22 protein-coding genes are annotated in these 23,662 nt (G+C 70.2%); 16 read left to right on the top strand and 6 right to left on the bottom strand.

Annotated elements, in window-relative coordinates; translation table 11 throughout:
- Positions 1–15 precede the first annotated feature (15 nt).
- The 16 genes from FV242_RS20630 to FV242_RS20700 all read left to right on the top strand — a co-directional run bounded on the left by FV242_RS20630 (position 16) and on the right by FV242_RS20700 (position 18,364).
- The gene (locus FV242_RS20630) at positions 16–693 is read left to right on the top strand and encodes a response regulator transcription factor (protein ID WP_007565778.1); all 678 of its coding nucleotides are present in this window, start codon (positions 16–18) and stop codon (positions 691–693) included.
- Positions 690–1,853 carry a 2-methylaconitate cis-trans isomerase PrpF family protein gene (locus FV242_RS20635; RefSeq protein WP_246692792.1) on the top strand — a complete coding sequence of 388 codons (1,164 nt, stop codon included), beginning with the start codon at positions 690–692 and terminating at the stop codon, positions 1,851–1,853. Before FV242_RS20630 ends, FV242_RS20635 begins: the two co-directional genes overlap by 4 nt.
- 14 nt (positions 1,854–1,867) lie before the next feature.
- Positions 1,868–3,286, top strand: a complete 1,419-nt coding sequence (locus FV242_RS20640; protein ID WP_147940197.1) for a sensor histidine kinase — start codon at positions 1,868–1,870, stop codon at positions 3,284–3,286.
- Between the two features lie 10 nt (positions 3,287–3,296).
- On the top strand, positions 3,297–3,908 hold the full coding sequence (locus FV242_RS20645) for a hypothetical protein (protein WP_147940198.1): 612 nt from the start codon (positions 3,297–3,299) through the stop codon (positions 3,906–3,908).
- Positions 3,909–3,946: 38 nt separating this feature from the next.
- A complete protein-coding gene (locus FV242_RS34705) occupies positions 3,947–4,120 on the top strand; it encodes a hypothetical protein (RefSeq protein WP_187278490.1) in 174 nt (57 codons plus the stop codon).
- Between the two features lie 190 nt (positions 4,121–4,310).
- Entirely contained in the window at positions 4,311–5,810 is a 1,500-nt protein-coding gene (gene ccmI / locus FV242_RS20650) for a c-type cytochrome biogenesis protein CcmI (RefSeq protein ID WP_147940199.1), read from the top strand.
- 157 nt (positions 5,811–5,967) lie between these two features.
- Positions 5,968–6,483: a cytochrome c maturation protein CcmE gene (ccmE, locus tag FV242_RS20655; RefSeq protein WP_147940200.1), complete on the top strand. Its 516-nt coding sequence runs from the start codon at positions 5,968–5,970 to the stop codon at positions 6,481–6,483.
- 9 nt (positions 6,484–6,492) lie between these two features.
- Complete coding sequence (locus FV242_RS20660) at positions 6,493–8,499, top strand: heme lyase CcmF/NrfE family subunit (protein WP_147940201.1); 2,007 nt, start codon at positions 6,493–6,495, stop codon at positions 8,497–8,499.
- 137 nt (positions 8,500–8,636) lie between these two features.
- On the top strand, positions 8,637–9,122 hold the full coding sequence (locus FV242_RS20665) for a cytochrome c-type biogenesis protein (RefSeq protein WP_147908022.1): 486 nt from the start codon (positions 8,637–8,639) through the stop codon (positions 9,120–9,122).
- 133 nt (positions 9,123–9,255) lie between these two features.
- Positions 9,256–9,912, top strand: a complete 657-nt coding sequence (locus tag FV242_RS20670) for a glutathione S-transferase family protein (RefSeq protein ID WP_147908046.1) — start codon at positions 9,256–9,258, stop codon at positions 9,910–9,912.
- A 257-nt stretch (positions 9,913–10,169) separates the two neighbouring features.
- Positions 10,170–10,655: a formate dehydrogenase subunit gamma gene (locus FV242_RS20675; protein WP_147908021.1), complete on the top strand. Its 486-nt coding sequence runs from the start codon at positions 10,170–10,172 to the stop codon at positions 10,653–10,655.
- Positions 10,652–12,211 carry an NADH-quinone oxidoreductase subunit NuoF gene (locus FV242_RS20680; RefSeq protein WP_147940202.1) on the top strand — a complete coding sequence of 520 codons (1,560 nt, stop codon included), beginning with the start codon at positions 10,652–10,654 and terminating at the stop codon, positions 12,209–12,211. The genes FV242_RS20675 and FV242_RS20680 overlap by 4 nt, the downstream gene beginning before the upstream one ends.
- A gap of 11 nt (positions 12,212–12,222) precedes the next feature.
- Positions 12,223–15,084, top strand: coding sequence for a formate dehydrogenase subunit alpha (gene fdhF / locus FV242_RS20685; RefSeq protein ID WP_147940203.1), 2,862 nt, complete (start codon positions 12,223–12,225; stop codon positions 15,082–15,084).
- 4 nt (positions 15,085–15,088) lie between these two features.
- A complete protein-coding gene (locus FV242_RS20690; protein WP_147940204.1) occupies positions 15,089–15,382 on the top strand; it encodes a formate dehydrogenase subunit delta in 294 nt (97 codons plus the stop codon).
- A gap of 299 nt (positions 15,383–15,681) precedes the next feature.
- The gene (locus FV242_RS20695; RefSeq protein WP_147940205.1) at positions 15,682–17,343 is read left to right on the top strand and encodes an OFA family MFS transporter; all 1,662 of its coding nucleotides are present in this window, start codon (positions 15,682–15,684) and stop codon (positions 17,341–17,343) included.
- Positions 17,344–17,434: 91 nt separating this feature from the next.
- A complete protein-coding gene (locus FV242_RS20700; protein ID WP_147940206.1) occupies positions 17,435–18,364 on the top strand; it encodes a LysR family transcriptional regulator in 930 nt (309 codons plus the stop codon).
- 12 nt (positions 18,365–18,376) lie between these two features.
- Here FV242_RS20700 and FV242_RS36130 read toward each other — a convergent pair whose 3' ends face one another.
- The 6 genes from FV242_RS36130 to rnr form a co-directional block, all read right to left on the bottom strand.
- On the bottom strand, positions 18,377–18,505 hold the full coding sequence (locus FV242_RS36130; RefSeq protein WP_281407086.1) for a hypothetical protein: 129 nt from the start codon (positions 18,503–18,505) through the stop codon (positions 18,377–18,379).
- A gap of 228 nt (positions 18,506–18,733) precedes the next feature.
- Positions 18,734–18,901 carry a 50S ribosomal protein L33 gene (gene rpmG / locus FV242_RS20705; RefSeq protein WP_147940207.1) on the bottom strand — a complete coding sequence of 56 codons (168 nt, stop codon included), beginning with the start codon at positions 18,899–18,901 and terminating at the stop codon, positions 18,734–18,736.
- 106 nt (positions 18,902–19,007) lie between these two features.
- Positions 19,008–20,198, bottom strand: coding sequence for an MFS transporter (locus FV242_RS20710; RefSeq protein WP_246692793.1), 1,191 nt, complete (start codon positions 20,196–20,198; stop codon positions 19,008–19,010).
- Complete coding sequence (locus tag FV242_RS20715) at positions 20,195–20,944, bottom strand: NUDIX domain-containing protein (RefSeq protein ID WP_187278491.1); 750 nt, start codon at positions 20,942–20,944, stop codon at positions 20,195–20,197. The genes FV242_RS20710 and FV242_RS20715 overlap by 4 nt, the downstream gene beginning before the upstream one ends.
- Positions 20,895–21,365, bottom strand: coding sequence for a DUF983 domain-containing protein (locus tag FV242_RS20720; protein WP_147908015.1), 471 nt, complete (start codon positions 21,363–21,365; stop codon positions 20,895–20,897). The genes FV242_RS20715 and FV242_RS20720 overlap by 50 nt, the downstream gene beginning before the upstream one ends.
- A 23-nt stretch (positions 21,366–21,388) precedes the next feature.
- Positions 21,389–23,662: ribonuclease R (rnr, locus tag FV242_RS20725; protein WP_147940208.1), on the bottom strand; the 2,274-nt coding region annotated here is incomplete at its 5' end.

Here is a 23,662-nt window from a genome sequence, read left to right on the forward strand (position 1 = left end):
GGAATGGAGTGAGCCGTGCGACTGCTCGTCGTGGAGGATGACCGGGACATCAACCGGCAGGTGGTCGCGGCGCTGGAGGAGGCCGGCTACGTCGCCGACAAGGCCTATGACGGCGAGGAGGGCGGCTATCTCGGGGAGAGCGAGCCCTACGACGCGATCATCCTCGACATGGGCCTGCCCAAGGCCGACGGCGTCTCGGTGCTGCAGAAGTGGCGCCGGGCCGGGGTGAAGACCCCGGTGATCATCCTCACCGCCCGGGACCGCTGGTCCGACAAGGTCGACGGCTTCGATGCCGGCGCCGACGACTACGTGACCAAGCCGTTCCACATGGAGGAGCTGATGGCCCGGGTCCGGGCGCTCCTGCGCCGGGCGGCGGGCCACGCCTCCAGCCAGATCGCCTGCGGGCCGGTCACCCTCGATACCCGCTCCGGCAAGGTGTTCGTGGACGGCGCCCAGGTGAAGCTCACCAGCCACGAATACCGGCTGCTCTCGTACCTGATGCATCATACCGGACGGGTGGTCTCCCGGGCCGAGCTGACCGAGCATCTCTACGACCAGGATTTCGACCGGGATTCGAACACCATCGAGGTGTTCGTCGGGCGGCTGCGCAAGAAGCTCGCCGTGGACCTGATCCAGACCGTGCGCGGGCTGGGCTACCTGGTGGATCCGAACCAGCCGCCGGCGCGGGTGTGACCGCGGTGCCGGCGCCCGGCACGCTGCCGGCCGTGTTCATGCGCGGCGGCACCAGCAAGGCGCTGATGCTGCATCGCCGGGACGTGCCGGGCGACCTCGCCGCCTGGGAGCCGGCCTTCCTGTCCGCGATGGACAGCCCCGACCCGTTCGGCCGCCAGCTCAACGGCATGGGCGGGGGCGTCTCCTCGGTCTCGAAGATCTGCGTCGTTGAGCCGTCGCGCCGGCCGGATGCCGACATCGACTACACCTTCGTGCAGGTGGTGGTCCGCGACGGGCGGATCGACCTGTCCGGCAATTGCGGCAACATGCTCTCTGCGGTGGGCCCCTTCGCGGTGGACGAGGGCCTCGTGCAGCCCGCCGACGGCCCGGTGCGGTTACGGATCTACAACACCAACACCGCCAAGCGGATCGAGGCCGGCTTCGCGGTCCGGGACGGGCGGACCGTCTACCGCGGCGACCTCGCCATTCCCGGCGTCACCGGCACGGGCGCGCCGATCCGCCTCGACTTCGTCGATCCGGGTGGCGCCACCACCGGGCGGCTGCTCCCGACCGGCTCGGTCCGGCAGCCGCTCGACGTGCCGGGCCTCGGCCGGGTCGAGGTCTCGCTGGTGGACGCGGCCAACGCCTGCGTGTTCGTCCGTGCGGCCGATCTCGGGCTCGCCGGCCGCGAATTGCCCGCCGCGCTGGAAGCCGTGCCCGGCCTCCTCGACCGGCTGGCGCGGATCCGCCTGGCCGCCTCGGTGGCGATGGGCATCGCGCCGGATCTCGACGCCGCAGCCCGGATCGTCCACGTGCCGTTCGTGGGCCTGGTCGCGCCGCCGCTGGATGCGTCCAGCCTGTCCGGGGCGGCGATCCGCGCCGACGATATCGACCTGACCGCCCGGGTGATCTCGAACGGGGTGCCGCACCAGGCCCTGCCGCTCACCGCCACCCTGTGCCTCGCGGTGGCCGCCCGGATCGAGGGCAGCCTGGTCCACGAGGCCGCGCGCGCCACCGGGGATGGCGCCCTGCGCGTCGGCATGCCGTCGGGCATCCTCACCGCGGACGCCACCGTTTCGCGGGATGCGGACGGTTGGCGTGCGGAGCGCGGCTCGTTCTTCCGCACCGCGCGGCCGCTGATGCGGGGCGCGGTGTATTACGATGCGGTGACGCCGGTGTGAGTGCGGTTGTCCCGATGAAAACCCTGATCGGCCTCTTCTCCCTGCGCCGCCGTTCGATCGCGGTGCGGCTGGCCGTGTCGGCGTTCCTGTCGAGCTCGGCGATCCTGCTGATCGCGGCCTGGATCCTCACGACCCTCTACCGGGAGACCACCGAGCGTGCCTTCGACAGCCGGCTCCTGGTCTTCACCAACAACCTCGCCACCGACTTGGTCTCGCCCAACGATCCCGAGAGCCGGACCTTCTCGCTCGGCGATCCGCGCTTCGATCTGCCCCTGTCCGGCTGGTACTGGCAGGTCGGCAAGCCGGACGCGAAGCCCCGGGACCTGCGCACCTCGCGCTCGCTCGTCGGCGTGCCGCTGGGGCCCGCCACCGATGCCGACGGCAAGGTCGGGGTCGGGCAGATCCGCCAGGGCTACGGCAAGGGCCAGGACGGCCGCCTGCTGCGGATCATGGAGCGCGACGTCGATCTCGGCGAGGAGGGTCGCTACACGGTGCGTGTCGCCGGCCCGGCGGACGAGATCGTCAACGACGTCGACCGGTTCCGCAATTCGCTGACGATCACGTTCGGGCTGCTCGGCCTGTCGCTGGCGATCACCACGCTGCTTCAGATCCGGTTCGGCCTGGCGCCCCTGAAGAAGATGCGTGCCGCGCTGGGCGCCGTCCGCCGCGGCGAGGCCGACCGCATCACCGGTACCTACCCGCGCGACATCGCCCCGCTCACCGGCGAGGTGAACCTCCTGATCGAGACCAACCGCGAGATCCTGGAGCGCGCCCGCACCCAGGTCGGCAACCTCGCCCACGCGCTGAAGACGCCGCTCTCGATCATCGTCAACGAGGTCGGCGCCTCGGACGCCCCCGAGGAGCTGTCGCAGAAGATCCGCGAGCAGGCCGCCGTGATGCGCGACCAGGTGAACTATCACCTCGACCGGGCCCGTGCCGCCGCTCTGGCCGGCACGCTCGGCACCTCCACGGAGGTCGAGCCCGCGCTGGCCGGCCTCGTGCGGACCTTCGGGAAGATCTACCGAGACAAGGACATCGCCTACGACGTCCACGTGCCCCCGGGCCTGCGCTTCCGGGGCGAGCGCCAGGATTTCGAGGAGATGGTCGGCAACCTCGTCGACAACGCCTCGAAATGGGCCCACGGCCAGGTCGCGATCCGGGCCGAGGCGGTGGCCCGGAACGATTATCCCCATCTTCTGATCGCCATCGAGGATGACGGCCCCGGGCTGCCCCCGGAGGCGCGCCAGGCCGTGCTCGGCCGGGGCCGGCGCCTCGACGAGTCGAAGCCCGGCTCGGGCCTCGGCCTGTCCATCGTGGCGGATCTGGCCGCCCTGTACCGGGGACGCTTCACCCTGGAGCAGGCGGCCCTCGGCGGCCTGCGGGCGGTGTTGGAGGTGCCGGGTGACGCGCCGGTCGGGCCGGCCAACCATTGATGGTGCGTGCGTGGCGGCGACGGGCGGTGTGTTGACGCTGCCGCTCATCCGCAGTGTCATCGCTGCAAAGGTTGCCTCGCCGGTCCCGCTGCGGAATCAGATCTTGGCGTTCGTGTCCGTGATCTCCGGGGTGCCGGCCTTATTGAGCGTCGAAGCTGAGGACGCCGCGTCCCACGTCGTTCTCGTGCCGGTGGCCTATTGCGCTGTGACTGACAGGCTGGTCCAGGTGGAGTCCCGTCTGACAGACACGCAAGCGGTCCTGTGGCGCCGCAAGCTCACACGGTTTCACGAATTCTCCTTCACGATCCTGGTCGTCAGCCTCGCCGACGACACGCCCACCTACGAGACGCAGGACAGGACGTACGCGCGACCGTACCTGCCGGACGCGTGCCGGCCCTTCGTCATACCAATCGTCGCCGCGAGCTTGAGAGCGCTCGTTGCACATGTGCGGCCATGGCTGATCTACCGCGTCACAAAGTCCCGATACCCGCCGGAGAAAGCGCTCCGGAAGGATCTCTTCCTGACGCGGACGCTGGAAGACGAAGGATATGCCCTCATCGAGACGGGATCTGATCCTTGGGACCGAAGGTTTTGGATTCTCAGCCGCGCGTTGACAGGCTGAAGCCGGTGTGGAGGATACTGGTCGTCCAGGAGAATGCCATGGCTATCGGCCTGCGGAATCCGCGCGGCGACGATCTCTACGTCAGCGATCGTGTCTTCGACGGCGTTCGTTCCCGAGACGCTGGGACGACGGCGCGTGACCGCGACCGGGCGCTGAAGCAGCTTGAGCGCCTTCGGACGGATCGGCGGCCAGGCACCGGCAAGCGCCCCTGATCGCGGCGATGTTCACGGACTTTGTGTTCGTCGACCCCGCACGAGCGGGGTTTTTTATTGCTTTTGCGGAACCGGCCCCGCAAGCGAAGGTCCGCGCCGACAGATGTCAGCGGCGAAGAGGTTCGTCCATCAAGCGGACTCTTGCGTTACGCATTCCCCAACTGGACCACGGCAGAGTTTCCGAGTTTTGATGACGGCGATCTGGTTCATCCTGGCGGGCATGACCGCTGCGGCCGTGCTCGGCCTGCTCTGGCCGATGTCGCGGCGCACGGCCGTTCCGGTGGGCGAGGGCGGCATTTCCAGCGTCGATACCGAGACCGCGTTCTACGAGGACCAGATCGCCGAGATCGACCGCGATCTGGACCGCGGCCTGATCGCCCCGGACGAGGCCGAGACCGCCCGCGCCGAGGCTGCCCGGCGGCTCCTGCGGGCCAGCCGCGATGCGCGGCGCGACGCCGAGGATGCCGGCGCGGACGAGGCCGCGCGTCCCGCCGAGCCGCGGCTGCGCCGGCGCCGGGCGGCCTCCGCCTTCGCGCTGTCCACGATTCCGCTGGTCGCGCTGATCGCCTACGGGCTCTACGGTTCGCCGGAACTGCCGGCGCAGACCGACGCCGACCGGCAGGCCGCCCGCGGCGGCACCGAGGACCTGATGAAGGCGGTCGGCCAGATCGAGGCCCGTCTCGCCCGCGACCCGAACGACGCCCGGGGCTGGGCCGTGCTCGCCCCGGTCTACATGCGGACCGGCCGGTTCGACGACGCGGCCCGCGCCTTCGCCAACATCGCCCGGCTGAAGGGCGAGACCGCCGACGTCCTGTCCGATTGGGGCGAGGCCCTGGCGGCTGCCGGGGAGGGGACCGTCACCCCCGAGGCCAAGGCCCTGTTCGAGAAGGCCCAGGCCAGGGACCAGAACGCGCCGAAGCCCCGCTTCTACCTCGCGCGCGCGGCCGAGCAGGCCGGCGATACCGCCGAGGCGATCCGCCAGCTCTCCGCCCTGGAGGCCGCCAGCCCCGCCGACGCGCCCTGGCTCGGGCTGGTCCGGCAGAACCTGGCCCGGCTCAAGGGCGAGGCGGCGCCGGCGGCCGCGCCTGCGGCGCCCCCGAAGATCCCGGCCGAGCAGCAGGCGGCGATCCGCGGCATGGTCGACGGGCTCGACGCCCGGCTGAAGGCGGGCGGCGGCACGCCGGACGAATGGCTGCGGCTCACCCGCTCCCGGGCGGTGCTCGGCGAGCGCGACCAGGCGATCGATGCCCTGGCCCGTGCCCGGGTGGCTCTGGCCGGCAATCCGCAGGGGCTCGCCCAGGTGGAGGAGGGCGCCCGCATCCTCGGCCTCGATCCCACCAAGCCGGCGGCTCCGGCGGCCTCCGGTTCCATGACCGGTTCCATGGCCGGACCCGCCCCGCGGTCCGATGCCGAATCGGCGGCTGCCGCCATGCAGGCGCTGTCGCCGGCCGAGCGCGACGCCGCGATCCGCGGCATGGTCGACGGGCTCGACCGGCGTCTCGCGGCCCGCGGCGGCACACCCGACGAGTGGCTGCGGCTCGTGCGCTCCTACAGCGCACTCGGCGACCGCGATCAGGCGATCAAGGCCCTCGACCGCGCCCGGATGGCGCTCGCCACCAACGCGGATGCGGTGAGCCGGCTCGACGGGCTCGCCCGGGAACTCGATCTGACCGCCAAATCCAATCCCTGACGGCGCCGAAGGGCTCCACGCGGCTGTTCGTACGACAATCGGTCTTGCCCGACGCCCTTGACCGGCGCGGCCGCCGGGCCGACACCCTCAAGTCTGGAATGAGAACGGTTTAGGTCTGCTCGGGCCAAAGCCCGTCGGATCCCGGGGTGGAAGAATCGTGACGCGCAAGAGCCGCCGCCTGATCCTGATCACTGCCTGCGGCAGCGTGCTCGCGCTCGCCGTGGGGCTGATCCTGTTCGCCATGAGCGGCTCGATCGTGTTCTTCCGCTCGCCAACCGACATCGCCCAGCAGGGCATCGCCCCCGGGACCCGGATGCGGCTCGGCGGCCTGGTGAAGGACGGCTCGCTCCGGCGCGGGCCCGACCAGACGGTGGATTTCGCCGTGACCGACACCAACGCCACCGTCGAGGTCCAGTACAAGGGCCTGCTGCCCGACCTGTTCCGCGAGGGGCAAGGCGTGGTGGCCGAGGGTATGCTGGAGCCGGGCGGCCGGTTCCGGGCCGACACGGTGCTGGCCAAGCACGACGAATCGTACATGCCCCGGGAGGTCGCCGACGCCCTTAAGGCACATGGGCGCTGGCAGGAGGGGGGCGAGAAGGGCGGCGCCAAGGTCGCACCGAAGCCCGTCACCGCCTCGAACGGCGGGACCCTCGGCCCCCGCAGTGAGCGGTAAGGAAACCGGATGATCGTCGAGACCGGCCATTTCGCGCTCGCGCTCGCGCTGGCGATCTCCCTTGTCCAGATGGTGATGCCGGTCTGGGCGGCGCGCTCGGGCGACCCGGCCCTGCGCCAGGCCGCCTCGCAGGCGGCCCTGGGCGCCTTCGCGTGCGTGCTGTTCGCCTTCGCGGCCCTGACCTGGGCGCACGTCACCTCGGACTTCTCGGTCCAGAACGTCGTCGAGAACTCGCACACGCAGAAGCCGCTGATCTACAAGTTCTCCGGCGTCTGGGGGAACCACGAGGGCTCGATGCTCCTCTGGGTCCTGATCCTGACCCTGTTCGGCGCCTGCGTGGCCGTGGCCAAGAATTCCGTGCCGCCGCGCTTGCGGGCCAACACGCTCGGCGTGCAGGGCCTGATCACCTTCGTGTTCGTGCTGTTCATCATCACGACCTCGAACCCGTTCAGCCGCGTGGTCCCGGCGCCGCTCGAGGGCAACGACCTCAACCCGCTGCTGCAGGATGTCGGGTTGGCGATCCACCCGCCGCTCCTCTACGTCGGCTATGTCGGTTTCTCGATCAGCTTCGCCTTCGCGGTCGCCGCCCTGATCGACGGGCGGATCGATGCGGTCTGGGCGCGGGCCGTGCGGCCCTGGACGCTCGCCGCCTGGTCGTTCCTGACGCTGGGCATCGCGATGGGCTCCTACTGGGCCTATTACGAGCTCGGCTGGGGCGGCTGGTGGTTCTGGGACCCGGTGGAGAACGCCTCCCTGATGCCCTGGATCGCCGGCACGGCGCTGCTGCACTCCACCGTGGTGATGGAGAAGCGCGACGCCCTGAAGGTCTGGACGGTGCTGCTCGCCATCCTGACCTTCTCGCTGTCGCTGATCGGCACCTTCCTGGTCCGCTCCGGGGTGATCACCTCGGTGCATTCCTTCGCCACCGACCCGACCCGCGGCGTCTTCATCCTGGCGATCCTGATCCTGTTCATCGGCGGCTCGCTGACGCTGTTTGCGTGGCGGGCGCCGCTGCTGCGACAGGGCGGCCTGTTCGCGCCGATCTCCCGGGAGGGGGCGCTCGTCCTCAACAACCTGTTCCTGGTGGCCGCCTGCGCCACGGTGCTGGTGGGGACGCTCTATCCGCTCCTGTTGGAGATGCTGACCGGGGAGAAGATCACGGTCGGGCCGCCCTTCTTCAACGCCACCTTCATCCCCCTGGCGATTCCGCTCCTGCTGATCGTGCCCTTCGGCCAGGCGCTCGCCTGGAAGCGCGGGGACGTGCTCGCAGCCTCGCAGCGCCTGTTCGCGGCGCTCGCCGTCGCCCTGGTGGTCGGCTTCGCGGTCCTGGCTTTCACCTGGGGCGGCCCCGTGATGGCGCCGGTCGGGATCGGGCTCGGCGCCTACCTGCTGATCGGCTCGGCGCTGGAGATCGTCTCCCGGGCCCGGGGCTTTGGCTCCAGCCGGACGCGCGACCTCGGCCAGATCGGGCGCCGAGCCATCGGCCTGCCGCGCTCGGCCTGGGGCACGGCGCTCGCCCATGCCGGCGTCGGCGTGGTTGTGATCGGCATCGCCGCGCAAGGGTGGGCCACCGAGGGGCTGGCGACGCTCAAGCCCGGCCAGACCCTGTCGGCCGGCCCCTACACGGCGACCCTCGACCGGCTCGCGCCCCGGGCCGGCCCGAACTACGAGGAGGCCGCGGCCTTCCTGACGATCCGGACCCGCTCGGGCGACGAGGTCGGCCGGGTCGAGACCGGCAAGCGCTTCTACCCGAGCCGCAAGATGTCGGTGACGGAATCCGGCCTGCTCACCATCGGGGCGAGTCAGGTCTACGCCAGCCTCGGCGAGATCGGCCAGGATGGCGGCGTCGGCCTGCGCCTCTACTACAAGCCGCTGGTGCTGATGATCTGGCTCGGCGCGGTCGTGATGGCCTTGGGCGGCGGGCTGTCCCTCACCGACCGCCGGATGCGCGTCGGCGTGCCGGCCAAGGCGCGGGCGCGGGCGATGCCCCACGTTGCCGCGGTCCCGGCGGAGTGATGGGTCGGGACATGAGGGCCAACGCGGTTCTTCCCGGTCCCTCTGTGGGGGACCGGGTCCACGCGTATCCGGTCGAGCCGCAGGCCCCCTCTCCTGTGCGGGAGAGGGGGCCTGTCGCGGTCGATGGCCGTCGGTCTGTGGACGCCGCACCGGGGAGGGGGAAGGCGCGTGGCCGCCTCGCCTTCGCGCTCCTCGCGACCCTTTCGCTCGCCGTCCCGGCCCATGCGGTCCAGCCCGACGAGGTGCTGAAGGATCCGGTGCTGGAGCATCGCGCCCGGGAGATCTCGTCCGAGCTGCGCTGCCTGGTCTGCCAGAACCAGTCGATCGACGATTCCGACGCGCCGCTCGCCAAGGATCTGCGCGTGATCGTGCGCGAGCGCCTGCAGAAGGGCGACAGTGATCCGGCGGTGCTGCGCTACGTCGTGGACCGCTACGGCGAGTTCGTGCTGCTGCGGCCGGTCTTTGCCCTGCACACCCTGCTGCTGTGGCTGACCCCGATCCTGGCGGTTCTGCTCGGCGCTTTCGGGATTTGGCGCCTCGCCCGCCGGCGGCCGGCCGCGCCGGTCCGGACCCTGTCGGCAGCCGAGCAGGCGGAGGTCGCCGCGCTGCTTCGTCGGGAGTAGTCTTCGGCGCGTTGCGATTCGCCCGGATCGAGTCGGCAAGATTCGCTGCTCCGGCACGAGTCTCTGCTCCGGCACGAGTTTTGGATCCGGCAATGTAGATCGCATGATCGGCGACGCGCCCGGGGTGAAGACGATGACCGCCACCACGCTCACCATCTCCAGTCGCAACTACTCCTCCTGGTCCCTGCGGGGCTGGCTGATCTGCCGGATGGCGGGTCTCGCGTTCGACACGGAAGTCCTGTCGGGCACGGACGTCACCAGCCGTGCGGAACTGCTGCACCTGTCCCCATCCTTCCTGGTGCCGCGCCTGCGGCATGGCGACGTGGTGGTCTGGGACATCCTCGCGATCGCCGAATACCTGAGCGAGACCTTTCCCGACGCCGGCCTTCTCCCGCGCGAGGTGGCCGAGCGTGCCCATTGTCGCTCCATCTCCGGGGAGATGCACTCGGGCTTCGTCAACCTGCGCTCGGCCCTGCCGATGAACCTGCGGGCGTTCCATCCGGGCTTTCGGGTGTTCAACGGCGCCAAGGCCGATATCGAGCGCATCGTCACGATCTTCGACGATTGCCTGGACCGGTACGACGGACCGTTCCTCTTCGGTGACCGGCCTGGCCTCGCCGATGCGCTCTACGCCCCGGTCTGCACCCGCTTCCGTACCTACGACGTCGCGCTGCCGCCCCGGGCCGCAGCCTACCGGGACGCCATCCTGCACTGGCCGTTGATGATCGAATGGGCCGAGGCCGCCGCTGACGAGCCGGATGAGATCGAAGAGCTCGACATGGAGTTCTGACCGTCCAGACCGCGCGGCAGATGAAATTTCTTGCAGGGCACAAGATGATGTTGCGTCGCACGCGGGTTGGTTCGACGGTTTCTAGGCGGTAGAAACCGATGCGTTGAGAAAGGCTTACCGTATGGATGGGCCGCCGGCCCGCGACGGGTGACAGTCTGACAGGGATCCTTTGTCAGGCGACCGGACTGCGCGATTGATGGTGTTCGGCATTTCTGTTCCACTTCGCTTTAGAAAAGGAACAGACTGGGCTGGAAACCATGGCGCGTCACGAGCCCTGGAGCGCGGAACGCGCCACCGGGATCATTGCAGAGCATACCCATCTCGAAGGCGCGACGCTGCCGATCCTGCACGCGTTGCAGGCGACCTTCGGCTACGTCGATGGCGGCGCCGTGCCGCTCATCGCCGACGCGCTGAACCTGTCGCGTGCCGAGGTGCATGGCTGCATCACGTTCTACCACGACTTCCGCGCCCATCCGGCCGGCCGCCACGAGGTGAAGCTGTGTCGGGCCGAGGCCTGTCAGGCCATGGGCTCGGACAAGATCCACCGCGAGATCCTCGGCCGCCTCGGCTGTGACTGGCACGAGACCACCGCCGACGGCAGCGCCACGGTGGAGCCGGTCTACTGCCTCGGCCTCTGCGCCAACGGTCCCGCGGCCCTGATCGACGGCGAGCCGGTGGCCCACCTGACTGCCGACGGCCTCGACGAGGCGCTGGCCGAAACCAAGCGGGAGACCCGCCAGTGAGCGTTACCCTTTACGTCCCCCGGGACGCCGTGGCTCTGGGTCTCGGCGCCAACAAGGTCGCCCGGGCCCTGTTCGCGGGCGCCGAGCGCCGCGGCCTCGACGTGACCATCGTGCGCACCGGCTCGCGCGGCCTGTTCTGGCTGGAGCCGATGGTGGAAGTCGCCACGCCGGAAGGCCGGGTCGCCTACGGTCCCGTCAAGGTCTCGGATGTCGACGCCCTGCTGGATGCCGGGCTCGCCACCGGCGGCGAGCATGCCCTGCGCCTCGGCGACCCCGAAAAGATCCCGTTCCTCGCCCGTCAGCAGCGCCTGACCTTCCACCGCTGCGGCGTGGTCGATCCGATCTCCGTGGCCGATTACCGGGCCCATGGCGGGTATCGCGGCCTCGAGGCGGCGCTGAGGCTCGACGCCGAGGGGATCGTGGCGGCGGTGCGCGATTCCGGCCTGCGCGGCCGCGGCGGCGCCGGCTTCCCGGCCGGCATCAAGTGGAACACCGTGATGCTCGCCAAGGGTGAGCAGAAATACGTCGTCTGCAACGCCGACGAGGGCGATTCCGGTACCTTCGCCGACCGGATGATGATGGAGGGTGACCCCTTCAACCTCATCGAGGGCATGACCATCGCGGCGATCGCGACGGGTGCGACCCGCGGCTACATCTACTTGCGCTCCGAATACCCGCAGGCCTTCGCCACCCTGAAGGAAGCCATCGCCAACGGCATCGAGGCCGGCGTCCTCGGCGACGATATCTTGGGATCGGGAAAGACGTTCCACCTGGAGGTCCGGCTGGGCGCGGGCGCCTATATCTGCGGCGAGGAGACTTCGCTGCTGGAGAGCCTGGAGGGCAAGCGTGGCATCGTGCGGGCCAAGCCCCCGATCCCGGCGCTCAAGGGCTTCCTCGGCAAGCCGACGCTGGTCAACAACGTCATGACCTTCACGGCCGTGCCGTGGATCCTCGAGAACGGCGCCGGGGCCTACGCCGATTACGGCATGGGCCGCTCGCTCGGCACGCTGCCGATCCAGCTCGCCGGCAACATCAAGCACGGTGGCCTGATCGAGCTCGCCTTCGGGGTGACCCTGCGCGAGGTGATCGAGGATTACGGCGGTGGCACCCGCTCCGGCCGGCCGGTGCGGGCCGTACAGGTCGGCGGGCCGCTCGGGGCCTACTTCCCCGACCGCCTGCTCGACACGCCTCTCGACTACGAGGCGATGGCCGCTGCGAAGGGCCTCGTCGGCCATGGCGGCATCGTGGTGTTCGACGACACCGTCGACATGGCCTCCCAAGCCCGCTTCGCCTTCGAGTTCTGCGCCACCGAATCCTGCGGCAAGTGCACCCCCTGCCGGATCGGCGCGACCCGTGGCGTCGAGACCATGGACAAGGTCATCGCCGGCATCCGGCCGGAGACGAACCTGAAGCTGATCGAGGACCTCTGTGAGGTCATGACCGACGGGTCGCTCTGCGCCATGGGCGGGCTCACGCCGATGCCCGTGATGAGCGCGATCACCCACTTCCCTGAAGATTTCAGGCGCGCCGGCGATCTGCCGGTCGCGGCCGAGTGAAGGAGACGTCGATGGGCCTGATCAAGGAGATCGACTACGGCACGCCGATCCGCGTGGCGGAGCAGACCGTCACCCTGACGATCGACGGCATGGACGTGACGGTGCCGGCCGGCACCTCGGTGATGGCGGCGGCGATGCATGCCGGCACGCAGATCCCGAAGCTGTGCGCCACCGACAGCCTGGAGCCGTTCGGCTCCTGCCGGCTCTGCCTCGTCGAGATCGAGGGGCGGCGCGGGACGCCGGCCTCCTGCACCACGCCGGCCGAGAACGGCATGGTCGTGCGCACGCAGACCGACAAGCTGGCCAAGCTCCGCAAGGGCGTGATGGAGCTCTACATCTCCGATCACCCGCTGACGTGCCTGACTTGCGCGGCCAACGGCGATTGCGAGTTGCAGGACATGGCCGGCGTCGTCGGCCTGCGCGACGTTCGCTACGGCTACGAGGGCGACAACCACGTCGTGCCGAGTGCCGAGAAGTACCTGCCCAAGGACGAGTCGAACCCGTACTTCACGTACGATCCGTCGAAGTGCATCGTCTGCAACCGGTGCGTCCGCGCCTGCGAGGAGGTGCAGGGCACCTTCGCGCTGACCATCGCGGGCCGTGGCTTCGACAGCCGCGTGGCGGCGGGCCCGACCAACTTCATGGAATCGGAGTGCGTCTCCTGCGGCGCCTGCGTGCAGGCCTGTCCCACGGCCACGTTGCAGGAAAAATCGATCCACGAGTTCGGCCAGCCCGAGCACGCGGAGGTGACGACCTGTGCGTATTGCGGCGTCGGCTGCTCGTTCAAGGCCGAGATGCAGGGCACCCGCGTCGTCCGCATGGTGCCGTACAAGGCCGGCAAGGCCAACGAGGGCCATAGCTGCGTCAAGGGTCGCTTCGCCTACGGCTACGCCACCCACAAGGACCGCATCACCAAGCCGATGATCCGCGCGAAGATCACGGATCCGTGGCGCGAGGTCTCCTGGGACGAGGCCATCTCGCACGCGGCCAGCGAATTCAAGCGGATCCAGTCGACATACGGCAAGGATTCGGTCGGCGGCATCACCTCGTCGCGCTGCACCAACGAGGAGGCCTACCTCGTCCAGAAGCTCGTGCGCGCCGCCTTCGGCAACAACAACGTCGATACCTGCGCCCGCGTCTGCCACTCGCCCACCGGCTACGGGCTGATGTCGACGCTCGGTACCTCGGCCGGCACCCAGGACTTCAAGTCGGTCGAGCAGTCCGACGTGATCCTGGTGATTGGTGCCAACCCGACCGACGGGCACCCGGTCTTCGGTTCGCGCATGAAGAAGCGCCTGCGGGAGGGCGCCAAGCTGATCGTGGCCGATCCGCGCAAGATCGAACTGGTGAAGTCGCCCCACATCAAGGCCGACTATCACCTGCCCCTGAAGCCCGGCTCCAACGTCGCCTTCATCAATTCGCTGGCGCACGTCATCGTCACCGAGGGGCTGATCGACGAAGCGTATGTCCGCGAGCGCTGCGACCTCGCCGAGTTCGAGTCCTGGGCCCGGTTCATCGCCGAGGAGCGGCATTCGCCCGAGAACCAGCAATCGTTCACCGGCCTCGACCCGGCTGAGGTGCGTGCGGCGGCCCGGCTCTACGCCACGGGCGGTGCGGCCGGCATCTATTACGGCCTCGGCGTCACCGAGCACAGCCAGGGCTCGACCATGGTGATGGGCATGGCCAACATCGCCATGGCCACCGGCAACATCGGCAAGCTCGGTGCCGGCGTGAACCCGCTGCGCGGCCAGAACAACGTCCAGGGCTCCTGCGACATGGGCTCGTTCCCGCACGAGTTCACCGGCTACCGCCACGTCTCGGACGACGCCACCCGTGAGAGCTTCGAGGCGCTCTGGGGCGCCAAGCTCGACGGTGCGCCGGGCCTGCGCATCACCAACATGCTCGACGAGGCCGTCGATGGCAGCTTCAAGGGCCTCTACATCCAGGGCGAGGACATCGCGCAGTCGGATCCCGACACGCACCATGTCACGTCCGGCCTCAAGGCGATGGAATGCATCGTCATCCAGGACCTGTTCCTGAACGAGACCGCGAAATACGCCCACGTCTTCCTGCCGGGCGCCTCGTTCCTCGAGAAGGACGGCACCTTCACCAACGCCGAGCGGCGCATCTCCCGCGTCCGCAAGGTGATGCCTCCGATGGGCGGCTTCGGTGACTGGGAGGGCACGGTGCTGCTCTCCAACGCGCTGGGCTACAAGATGGAGTATAGCCACCCGTCCGAGATCATGGACGAGATCGCCGGCCTGACCCCGAGCTTCACCGGCGTGTCCTACGCCAAGCTCGACGAGCTGGGCTCGGTGCAGTGGCCCTGCAACGAGAAGGCGCCGCTCGGCACGCCGATGATGCACGTGGACCGCTTCGTCCGCGGCAAGGGCCGGTTCATGATCACCGAGTTCGTGGCCACCGAGGAGCGGACGGGGGCGAAGTTCCCGCTGATCCTGACCACGGGCCGGATCCTGTCCCAGTACAATGTCGGCGCGCAGACCCGGCGCACCGAGAACTCGCGCTGGCACGAGGAGGACGTGCTGGAGATCCACCCGTTCGACGCGGAACTGCGCGGCATCGTCGACGGCGACCTGGTCTCCCTGGAGAGCCGGTCCGGCGACATCGCCCTGAAGGCCAAGGTCTCGGAGCGGATGCAGCCCGGCGTGGTCTACACCACGTTCCACCACGCCAAGACCGGCGCCAACGTGATCACCACCGACTACTCAGATTGGGCGACCAACTGTCCCGAGTACAAGGTCACGGCGGTGCAGATCCGGCGGACCAACCGGCCCTCGGATTGGCAGGCGAAGTTCTACGAGGAGGATTTCTCGTTAACCCGGATCGCCCAGCGCCTCGACGCGGCGGAGTGACTCGATGAGCGCACAGACCCAGGAGGACAAGCTCCTCCGGATGGCGAACCAGATCGCCACCTTCTTCCGGTCCTACCCGGAGGACGAGGCGGTGGCCGGGGTGCACAAGCACATCACGGCCTTCTGGACGCCCAAGATGGTCTCGAAGCTCGAGGCCGCCCTGCCGGGGATGGGCGACCGGGCCGACAGCCTGGTGCAGCAGGCCCTGCGCGGGGCCGAGCCCCAGTCCGAGAGCCCGGTGCGCTCCGCCACCCGCGACCCGCAGAAGCTCGGCGACGGTGCCAGCGACGCCGGCTGATCGGCCTTCGTCGCGTTCGATCGGTCCATCGCGGCGCCGGTCGAACGCGGCCGCCCCTGAGCAGGGCGGCGACGGCCCGAGGCGCGCCTGGAGGTTTACGCGCTGCGCGCCGACCCTCCGAATGAATGCAGGATGCGCCGATTTCGGTATCCGCGTATACGTCGCCCCTGAATTGTAGGCTAAACCGGTACCGATGACGGGTCGAACCCCGTCCGCGCGCTGGCACCCGCCAAGCTCAACGACTAAGCTTCCTCGGCAGCACGGCTCACGCAACGAAGTCGTGCCTGGAGGAAGCCTCTATGCGTTCAGACCTGGCGGGCGCAGTCGCGCCCGGGAGCGATCACGGCTGGTTGTCCCGTGAGCGCATCGTCGCCAAACCGGGCTTCAACCGCTGGCTGGTTCCGCCGGCGGCCCTGGCGATCCATCTCTGCATCGGCATGGCCTACGGGCTGTCGGTGTTCTGGCTGCCGTTGAGCCGGGCCCTCTCGGTCGGCCAGCCCGCCCCCGCCGCCTGCCCCGACATGGGCGTGATGACGGCGCTGTTCACCACCACGTGCGACTGGCGCGTCAGCGACCTGGTCACGGTCTTCTCCATCGGCATCGTGATGCTCGGCCTGTCGGCCGCCCTGTTCGGCGGCTGGCTGGAGCGGGCGGGCCCGCGCAAGGCCGGCATCGTGGCCGCCCTGTGCTGGGGCGGCGGCTTCCTGATCGGCGCGCTGGGGGTCTACCTCCACCAGCTCTGGCTGGTCTGGCTCGGCATGGGCCTGATCGGCGGCATCGGGCTGGGCCTCGGCTACATCTCCCCGGTCTCGACCCTGATCAAGTGGTTTCCGGACCGGCGCGGCATGGCCACCGGCATGGCCATCATGGGCTTCGGCGGCGGCGCGATGATCGGCTCTCCCCTGGCCGACGGCCTGATCAAGACCTTCCGCAGCCCCGATTCCGTCGGCGTCTGGCAGACGCTCGCCCTGATGGGGCTGGGCTATTGCGTGTTCATGCTGGGCGGAGCCTTCGGCTACCGGGTCCCGCCGGCCGGCTGGCAGCCGGACGGGTGGACGCCGCCTGCCGCCAAGAACGCGATGATCGCCTCGGGCCACGTCCACCTGCGGGACGCGCACAAGACCTTTCAGTTCTGGATGATCTGGCTGGTGCTCTGCCTCAACGTCTCGGCCGGGATCGGCGTGCTGGCGCTCGCCTCGCCGATGCTCCAAGAGATCTTCGGCGGCTCCCTGATCGGGCTGCCCGGCACCGGCTTTGCTGCGCTCGACGCCGGCCAGAAGGCCCAGATCGCCGCGATCGCGGCCGGCTTCGTCGGATTGCTGTCGCTGTTCAACATCCTGGGCCGGTTCTTCTGGGCCTCGATGTCGGACCGGATCGGCCGCAAGCTCACCTACGCGATCTTCTTCGCCCTGGGCGGCGTGCTCTACGCCGCCGCTCCCTGGGCCGCCGGGATCGGCTCGCAGGCTCTGTTCGTCGCGTTCTTCTGCGTGATCCTGTCCATGTATGGCGGCGGCTTCGCGACGATCCCGGCTTACCTCGCCGACGTGTTCGGCACGCAGTTCGTCGGCGCGATCCACGGCCGCCTGCTCACCGCGTGGTCGACCGCCGGCATCGTCGGTCCGTTCGTGGTCACCAAGATCCGGGAGGCGCAGGCCGCCGCCGGTGTCCAGGGCGCGGACCTCTATGGGCGGACCATGTACGTGCTGGCCGCGTTCCTGGCCGCCGGGTTCGTCTGCAACCTGTTGATCCGGCCGCTTGCCGGGCGGTGGTTCATGTCCGATACCGAGCGCGCCGCCCTCGACGTCCGCGGCGCCGCCGCTGCCGTCCGGTCGTCGGGCTCGTTCGGCATCGGCCGGGGCGGGTTCAGCGCCGCGGCGGCACTGGCCTGGGCGGTCGTGGGCATCCCGATCCTCTGGGGGATCGGCATCACCCTGTCGAAGGCGTTCATCCTGTTCCGCTGAGCGTGCGCCCGCCGCCGGTTGTGGCCGGACGGGCGGGCCACTAGGTTTCGGCATCCCAACCTGCGGGGTGCGCGCCGCTCGGAATGCCTCCGTGATCGACAAGCTCGACTTCCTGCTCGCGCTCGCCCGCGAGCAGCATTTCGGCCATGCGGCCGAGACCTGCGGGGTGACGCAGCAGACCCTCTCGGCCGGCGTGAAGCAGCTGGAGAACCGCTTCGGCGTGCAGCTGGTACTGCGCGGTTCGCGCTTCCAGGGCTTCACCCCGGAGGGCGAGCGGGTGCTCGAATGGGCACGCCGCATCGTGGCCGACGCGCGGGCGATGCACGAGGAGGTCACGGGCCTGCGCCGCGGCCTGACCGGGCACCTGCGCATCGCCGCGATCCCCACGGCCCTGCCGATGATCGTGAGCCTGACCACCCCCTATGGCGAGCGCCACCCGGGCGTCCGGCTCACGGTCGAATCCGCGGCCTCCGCCGACATCTTCTCGCTGATCGAGAACCTGGAGGCCGATGCCGGGCTGACCTACCTCGACAACGAGCCGCTCGGCCGTGTCGTGTCGGTACCGCTCTACCGGGAGCGCTACCGCCTGGTCACGGCCGACGGCGGCCCGTTCGACGGCCGCGCCAGCGTCACCTGGGCGGAGACCGGCCGCCTGCCGCTCTGCCTGCTGACCCCGAACATGCAGAACCGCCGGATCATCGATCAGCAGATCCGGGACGCCGGCGCCGATCCGGCCGCGACGCTGGAATCGAACTCGATGATCGTGCTGATGACCCACGTGCGCACCCTGCGCTGGGCCTCAATCATGCCGGAGATCCTGGTCGATGCCCTCGGGCCCATGGCGGGCGTGCGGGCGATCCCGATCACCGCCCCGGACCTGGAGCACACGATCGGCCTCGTCGCCCCGCGCCGCGAGCCCTCGACCCCGATGGTGACAGCCCTGGTCGCCATCGCCCGGACCCTGGCGCGGACGCTCGATCCGGAGCTGTCCGGCTTCTCCAGCGCCGTGACGGATGCGTGAGAGGGTGCGCGTTCAGGCCGGCGCGAACAGGCCTCGCACCATCCCGCGGACGGCCCGATAGGGAATCAGCGGTAGCTTGAGGACGAGGCGGGCCGTGAGCACCGCCAGGACTGTCAGGATCGTCAGCAGAACTCTGAACACCGTGCGCGCTCCCTTGGCCGGTCCGGCCAGTGCGGAGGGAGACGGATCCCGGCGCCGGGTCAGGCAGCGCCCGGAACGCGGCGAGACTATGGTCCGACGTCGCCCCGGCCCCGTCCGCGGCGCCGGGCAGGATCGTTCGTCACCCTGTCCCGGCAGGGCACGAAAAAAGCCGCCCCGTCTCCGGAGCGGCCTCGAGGTCGCGGCTGGACCGGGATGGGTCCCGCGAGCTTACTTGATCTTGGTTTCCTTGAAGTCGACGTGCTTGCGCGCGACCGGATCGTACTTGCGCATAGTCAGCTTCTCGGTCTGCGTGCGGGAGTTCTTCATGGTGACGTAGAAATAGCCCGTGTCGGCGGTGGAGACGAGCTTGATCTTGACGGTGACGGCCTTAGCCATGGCGCGGCGCTCCTGCAGGGTGCGGCATTCCGCGTGAGCGAAACGCAAATGGCCGGGAAGGCCCGGCCGAATACGGGCCGGTCAATGCCCGATCGGACCCCTCAGGTCAAGACCGCGCGGCGGATCGCTCCATCATCGCGAGGCTCGACGAGAAGACCAGGAACAGTTCCAGCAGCGCCCACGCGAAGCCGTGCGGCGGCACGAGGTCGAGCCCGCCGCCGATCAGCGGCGGCCCGAGCATCAGGCCGACATTGTACAGCACCACGAAGGCCGCGTTGGCGCCCGCGAGGTCGGAGGCCGGGACCCGGTCGCCCAGCGTGGTCAGGCCGACCGTGTAGAGCGTCCCGGCGATGCCGCCCCAGGCGAACAGGACCAGGCCGAGCGCCAGCGGCGACCCGGAGGCCAGCGGGATCAGGGCCGAGCCCGCCGCCCCGGCCAGGCCCGCGCCGAGGAGCACCGCGCCCCGGTCGACGCGGTCGGCAAGCCAGCCGAACGGGATCTGGAACAGCACGTTGCCGAGCGCGATCAGGCTGACGAGGCCGGCCGCGCCCTGTGCGTCGTAGCCCAGGCGCAGGCCGTAGAGCGGCAGGATCGCGAAGATCCCGGTCTCCACCGCCCCGTACGCGAGGGCGGCGAGCAGCGCCCCGGGGGCGAAGCGCAGATAGGCGAGGAGGCTGCGGCCGGAGCCGTGCTCGATGGTCGGCGACAGGCCCCGGGCGAGGACGATCGGCAGGCCGCCGGCCAGCATCAGGGCGGCACCGGTCAGGTAGGGGGGCAAGCCCTCGGTCCCGACGAGGGCCAGGAGCGCCGGCCCGACCGCGAAGCCCGCTGCCAGCACGGTAGCGTAGATGCCCATCACCAGGCCTCGGCGCTCCGGCGGGGCGGCGGCGTTGATCCAGTACTCGGACAGCACGAACAGTGCGCCGAGCGTCGCCGAGAACACGAAGCGCAGCGGGAACCACAGGGCGATGCCCGGCACCATCGGAAAGGCGGCGAGGCTCACCGCCCCCACGACCAGGGCGAGACACAGGAGCGGCGCGACGCCGATCCGCGCGGCCAGTCGCGGGACGAACGGGACCGTGCAGATGCTGGCGATGCCGGCGACCGCGGTGTTGAGCCCGATCAGCGTGCTCGACGCGCCGCGCCGCTCCAGCTCGATCGATAGGAGCGGGATCGACAGGCTGAGGCCGATGCCGACCACGGTGACGCAGGCGATGGCGGCGGTGATCGCCGCCACGGTGTCCGGTCCGATCCCGCGTCCCGCGACGATCCGGTCCGGCCTGTCCGAAACATTCACAACGCGACTCGTTCCCGGCGCCCGTAGCGCTCGTAGTGGAAGGGGATCATCCGGTGCGGCGCGAAATCGGCCGCGATCTGCGCCTCCAGATCGTCCAGGATGGCGCGGGTGATGAACGGCAGGTCGAGCTTGCGCGCCGCGTCCAGGCGGACCCAGGCGAGCTCGGTGAACTCGGCCTCGGGGCTCACCCGGCCGGTCTCCTCGGCCACGACCATGCGGCGATCGACGGCGAAGAACCGCGTGTCGAACCGGCGGACGCGCTTGGGCGGGGTGATCGCCCGGGCCACGAGGTGCAGCGCCTCCAGGTCCGGCAGGATCCCGTGCCGGGCGAAGGCCTCCCAGCCCGCGGGGGCGGTCTCGGGGGCGCCGTGCTCGTTCGTGCCGAGCAGCAGGCCGGTCTCCTCGTAGGTCTCCCGGATGGCGGCCAGCGCCAGCGCCCGGCCGAGATGGTGCGGCGGCCGGGAGACCTGACGGGTCAGCGCGGCCTCGGCGTAGTCGGGCAGTGCGCCGGCCACCGGCATGTGGCGGTCGCCGAGTTCGATACGGCCCCCGGGGAACACGAACTGCCCGGGCATGAAGGCGAGGCGCGGGTTGCGGCGGCCCATCAGGACCTTCGGGCCGCCCTTCCCGCGCCGGTCCAGCACGATCAGGGTGGCGGCGTCCCGCGGGCGCAGGCGCGCCGGGGACGGCGTCCGCTCAGGGCTGGTCGCGATCTCGGATTCCTGCTGCGGCTCCGGCTGCGGCAAGGCGTGTCTCCTTCAACCCCGAAACGGGGCGGCCCCGCGGTAACGTGGCGAAGCCGTGCATGCCAAGGGCGTATTGCAACCCGACGACTGCACCCTTGACCGGCTGGAGCAACGCGAGGGCGAACAGGAGCGTGAAGACCGGCCAGACGCCCATCTCGACCCACAACGGGACATCGTAGGCGGTTTCGGTCTCCAGGATCAGGTAGCCGACGATGTGGGCGACGATGAAGATCACCACGTAGGGCGGCAGATCGTCCGCGCGGTGATGGTGCAGTTCCAGCCCGCAGGCGTCGCATTCCGGGCGCACCTTCAGGAAGCGTCCGAAGATCCGGCCCTGCCCACAATGAGGACAGCGGCCGATGAAGCCCCGCGCCATCGCGGGGATCAGGCGGGTGCGCACGGGAATCGCGTCGGTGGCCATGACCAAAGCCTACACCGGCCGGGTCACCGGCGCGAGCCGCGATGGCGCGTGCCGGAGTTGCGGATGCCGGGCGGGCGGCCGGAGGGGGCGGCCTTGAACGGCCGCCCGCCGGGCTTCCGGCCGGCGCCGTCCTTGCTGGACCCGGAGCGGGTCTGGCCCGCGCTCAGCAGCTCGAAGCGGAGCGCCCCCGCCACCGGCGCGGCCTCGACCAGGCGGACCTCGACGCGGTCGCCGAGCCGGAAAGTCTCGCCGCTGCGCTCACCCACGAGGGCGTGACGGGCCTCCTCGTGGCGGAAATAGTCGGCGCCGAGCTGCGAGATCGGCACGAACCCGTCCGCGCCGGTCTCGTCGAGCTTGATGAACAGGCCCGACCGCGTGACGCCCGCGATCTGCCCCGCGAAGGTCGCCCCGATCCGGTCGACGAGATGGTGGGCGATCAGCCGGTCGATGGTCTCGCGCTCCGCCGCCATGGCGCGGCGTTCGGCCGCCGAGATCTGCTCGCCGATCTGCGCGAGCTCGCCCACCGACACCTCCGCGGGCAGGCCGTCGGCGCCGAGCCGGCAGGCGGCGATCAGCGCTCGGTGGACGATCAGGTCGGCGTAGCGGCGGATCGGCGAGGTGAAATGCGCGTAGCGGCGCAGGTTCAGCCCGAAATGGCCCAGGTTCTCGGAGGCGTAGACGGCTTGGGCCTGGGAGCGCAGCACCACCTCGTTGATGAAGGTCGCGTGCTCGCTGCCGGCCACCGATCCGAGGATGCGGTTGAACAAGGCGGGGCGCAGCGCCCCCTCCTTGGGCAGCTTGATCCCGACCGAGGCCAGGACCTCGCCGAGCGCCTGCATCTTCTCCTGCGCCGGCTCGTCGTGCACCCGGTAGATCAGCGCCTGCTTAGCCGCCTCCAGGGTCTCGGCGGCGGCGACGTTGGCCTGGATCATGAACTCCTCGATCAGCCGGTGCGCGTCGAGGCGCTCCGGCACGATCACCCGGTCGACCGCGCCCTCGGGCGAGAGCAGCACCTTGCGCTCGGGCAGGTCGAGCGCGAGCGGCCCGCGGCTGTCCCGGGCCTCGCGCAGGGCCGCGTAGGCCGCCCAGAGCGGGCGCAGCGCCGTCTCCAACAGCGGCTCCGTTGCGGCATCCGCCTGCCCGTCGATGGCGGCTTGCGCCTGCGCGTAGGCGAGCTTGGCCAGGGAGCGCATCATCACCCGGTGGAACGTGTGGCGGCGCTTCACCCCGTCGGCAGCGATCACCATCCGGACCGCGATGGCCGGGCGGTCCTCGCCCTCGCGCAGGGAGCAGAGATCGTTGGAGATCCGCTCCGGCAGCATCGGCACGACGCGGTCGGGGAAATAGACCGAGTTGCCCCGCTCCAGCGCCTCGCGGTCGAGGCTCGAGCCGGGGCGGACATAGGCCGCGACATCCGCGATCGCCACCGTGACAAGGAAGCCGCCCGGATTGGCCGGGTCGGGATCAGGCTCCGCCATCACGGCGTCGTCGTGGTCCTTGGCGTCCGGCGGATCGATGGTCAGCAGCGGGCGGTCGCGCCAATCCTCGCGACCTTTGAGCGAGGCGGGGGCCGCTGCATCGGCCTCGGCCAGGGTCGCGTCCGAGAATACGTGCGGGATGTTGTGCAGGTGGATCGCGATCAGGCTCACGGCCTTCTCGGAGCCGAGCGAGCCGAGCCGTTCCCGGACCCGGCCCCGCGGCAGGCCGAAGCGCGTCTCCCGCTCCAGCGATACGCTGACGAGGTCGCCGTCCCGGGCCTGACCCTCCTCGCCGGGCGGGATCAGGATCTCGCGGCCCTGCGAGCGCTTCTCGACCGGCACGATCCGGCCGCCCTGCGCCCCGGCGCGGTAGACGCCGATGATCTCGGCCTTGTTCTTTCCGATGACCTTGATGACCCGGCCGGTATAGCCGCCCTCGGCGTCGCGCTCGACCCGGACGAGGGCGCGGTCGCCGATCCCGGCGGCCGGGCGGTTGCCCTTGCGCGGTCCGCGGCTTTGCGTGAGCACGATGGATGGCGGCTTGCCGGTGCCGGTCCACTCGACCGGAACCGCCAGGAAGTCGCCGTGCCGGTCGCGCGAGCGGATGTCGCTCAGAACCACCGGCGGCAGGCGACCGGCAGCTGCGAGGCCGCCGCGCCCGCGATCGAGGCCGCCATCCTCCTCGATCTCCTTGAGGATGCGCTTCAGGTCGATCTTGGCGGCGCCCTTGATGCCGAACGCCTTGGCGATCTCCCGCTTGCCGACGGGTTCGGTCGCCTCCGCCACGAAGGCGAGGATCTGCTCGCGGGTGGGGAAGGG

The organism is Methylobacterium sp. WL64 (assembly GCF_008039945.1).
Classification (GTDB): domain Bacteria; phylum Pseudomonadota; class Alphaproteobacteria; order Rhizobiales; family Beijerinckiaceae; genus Methylobacterium.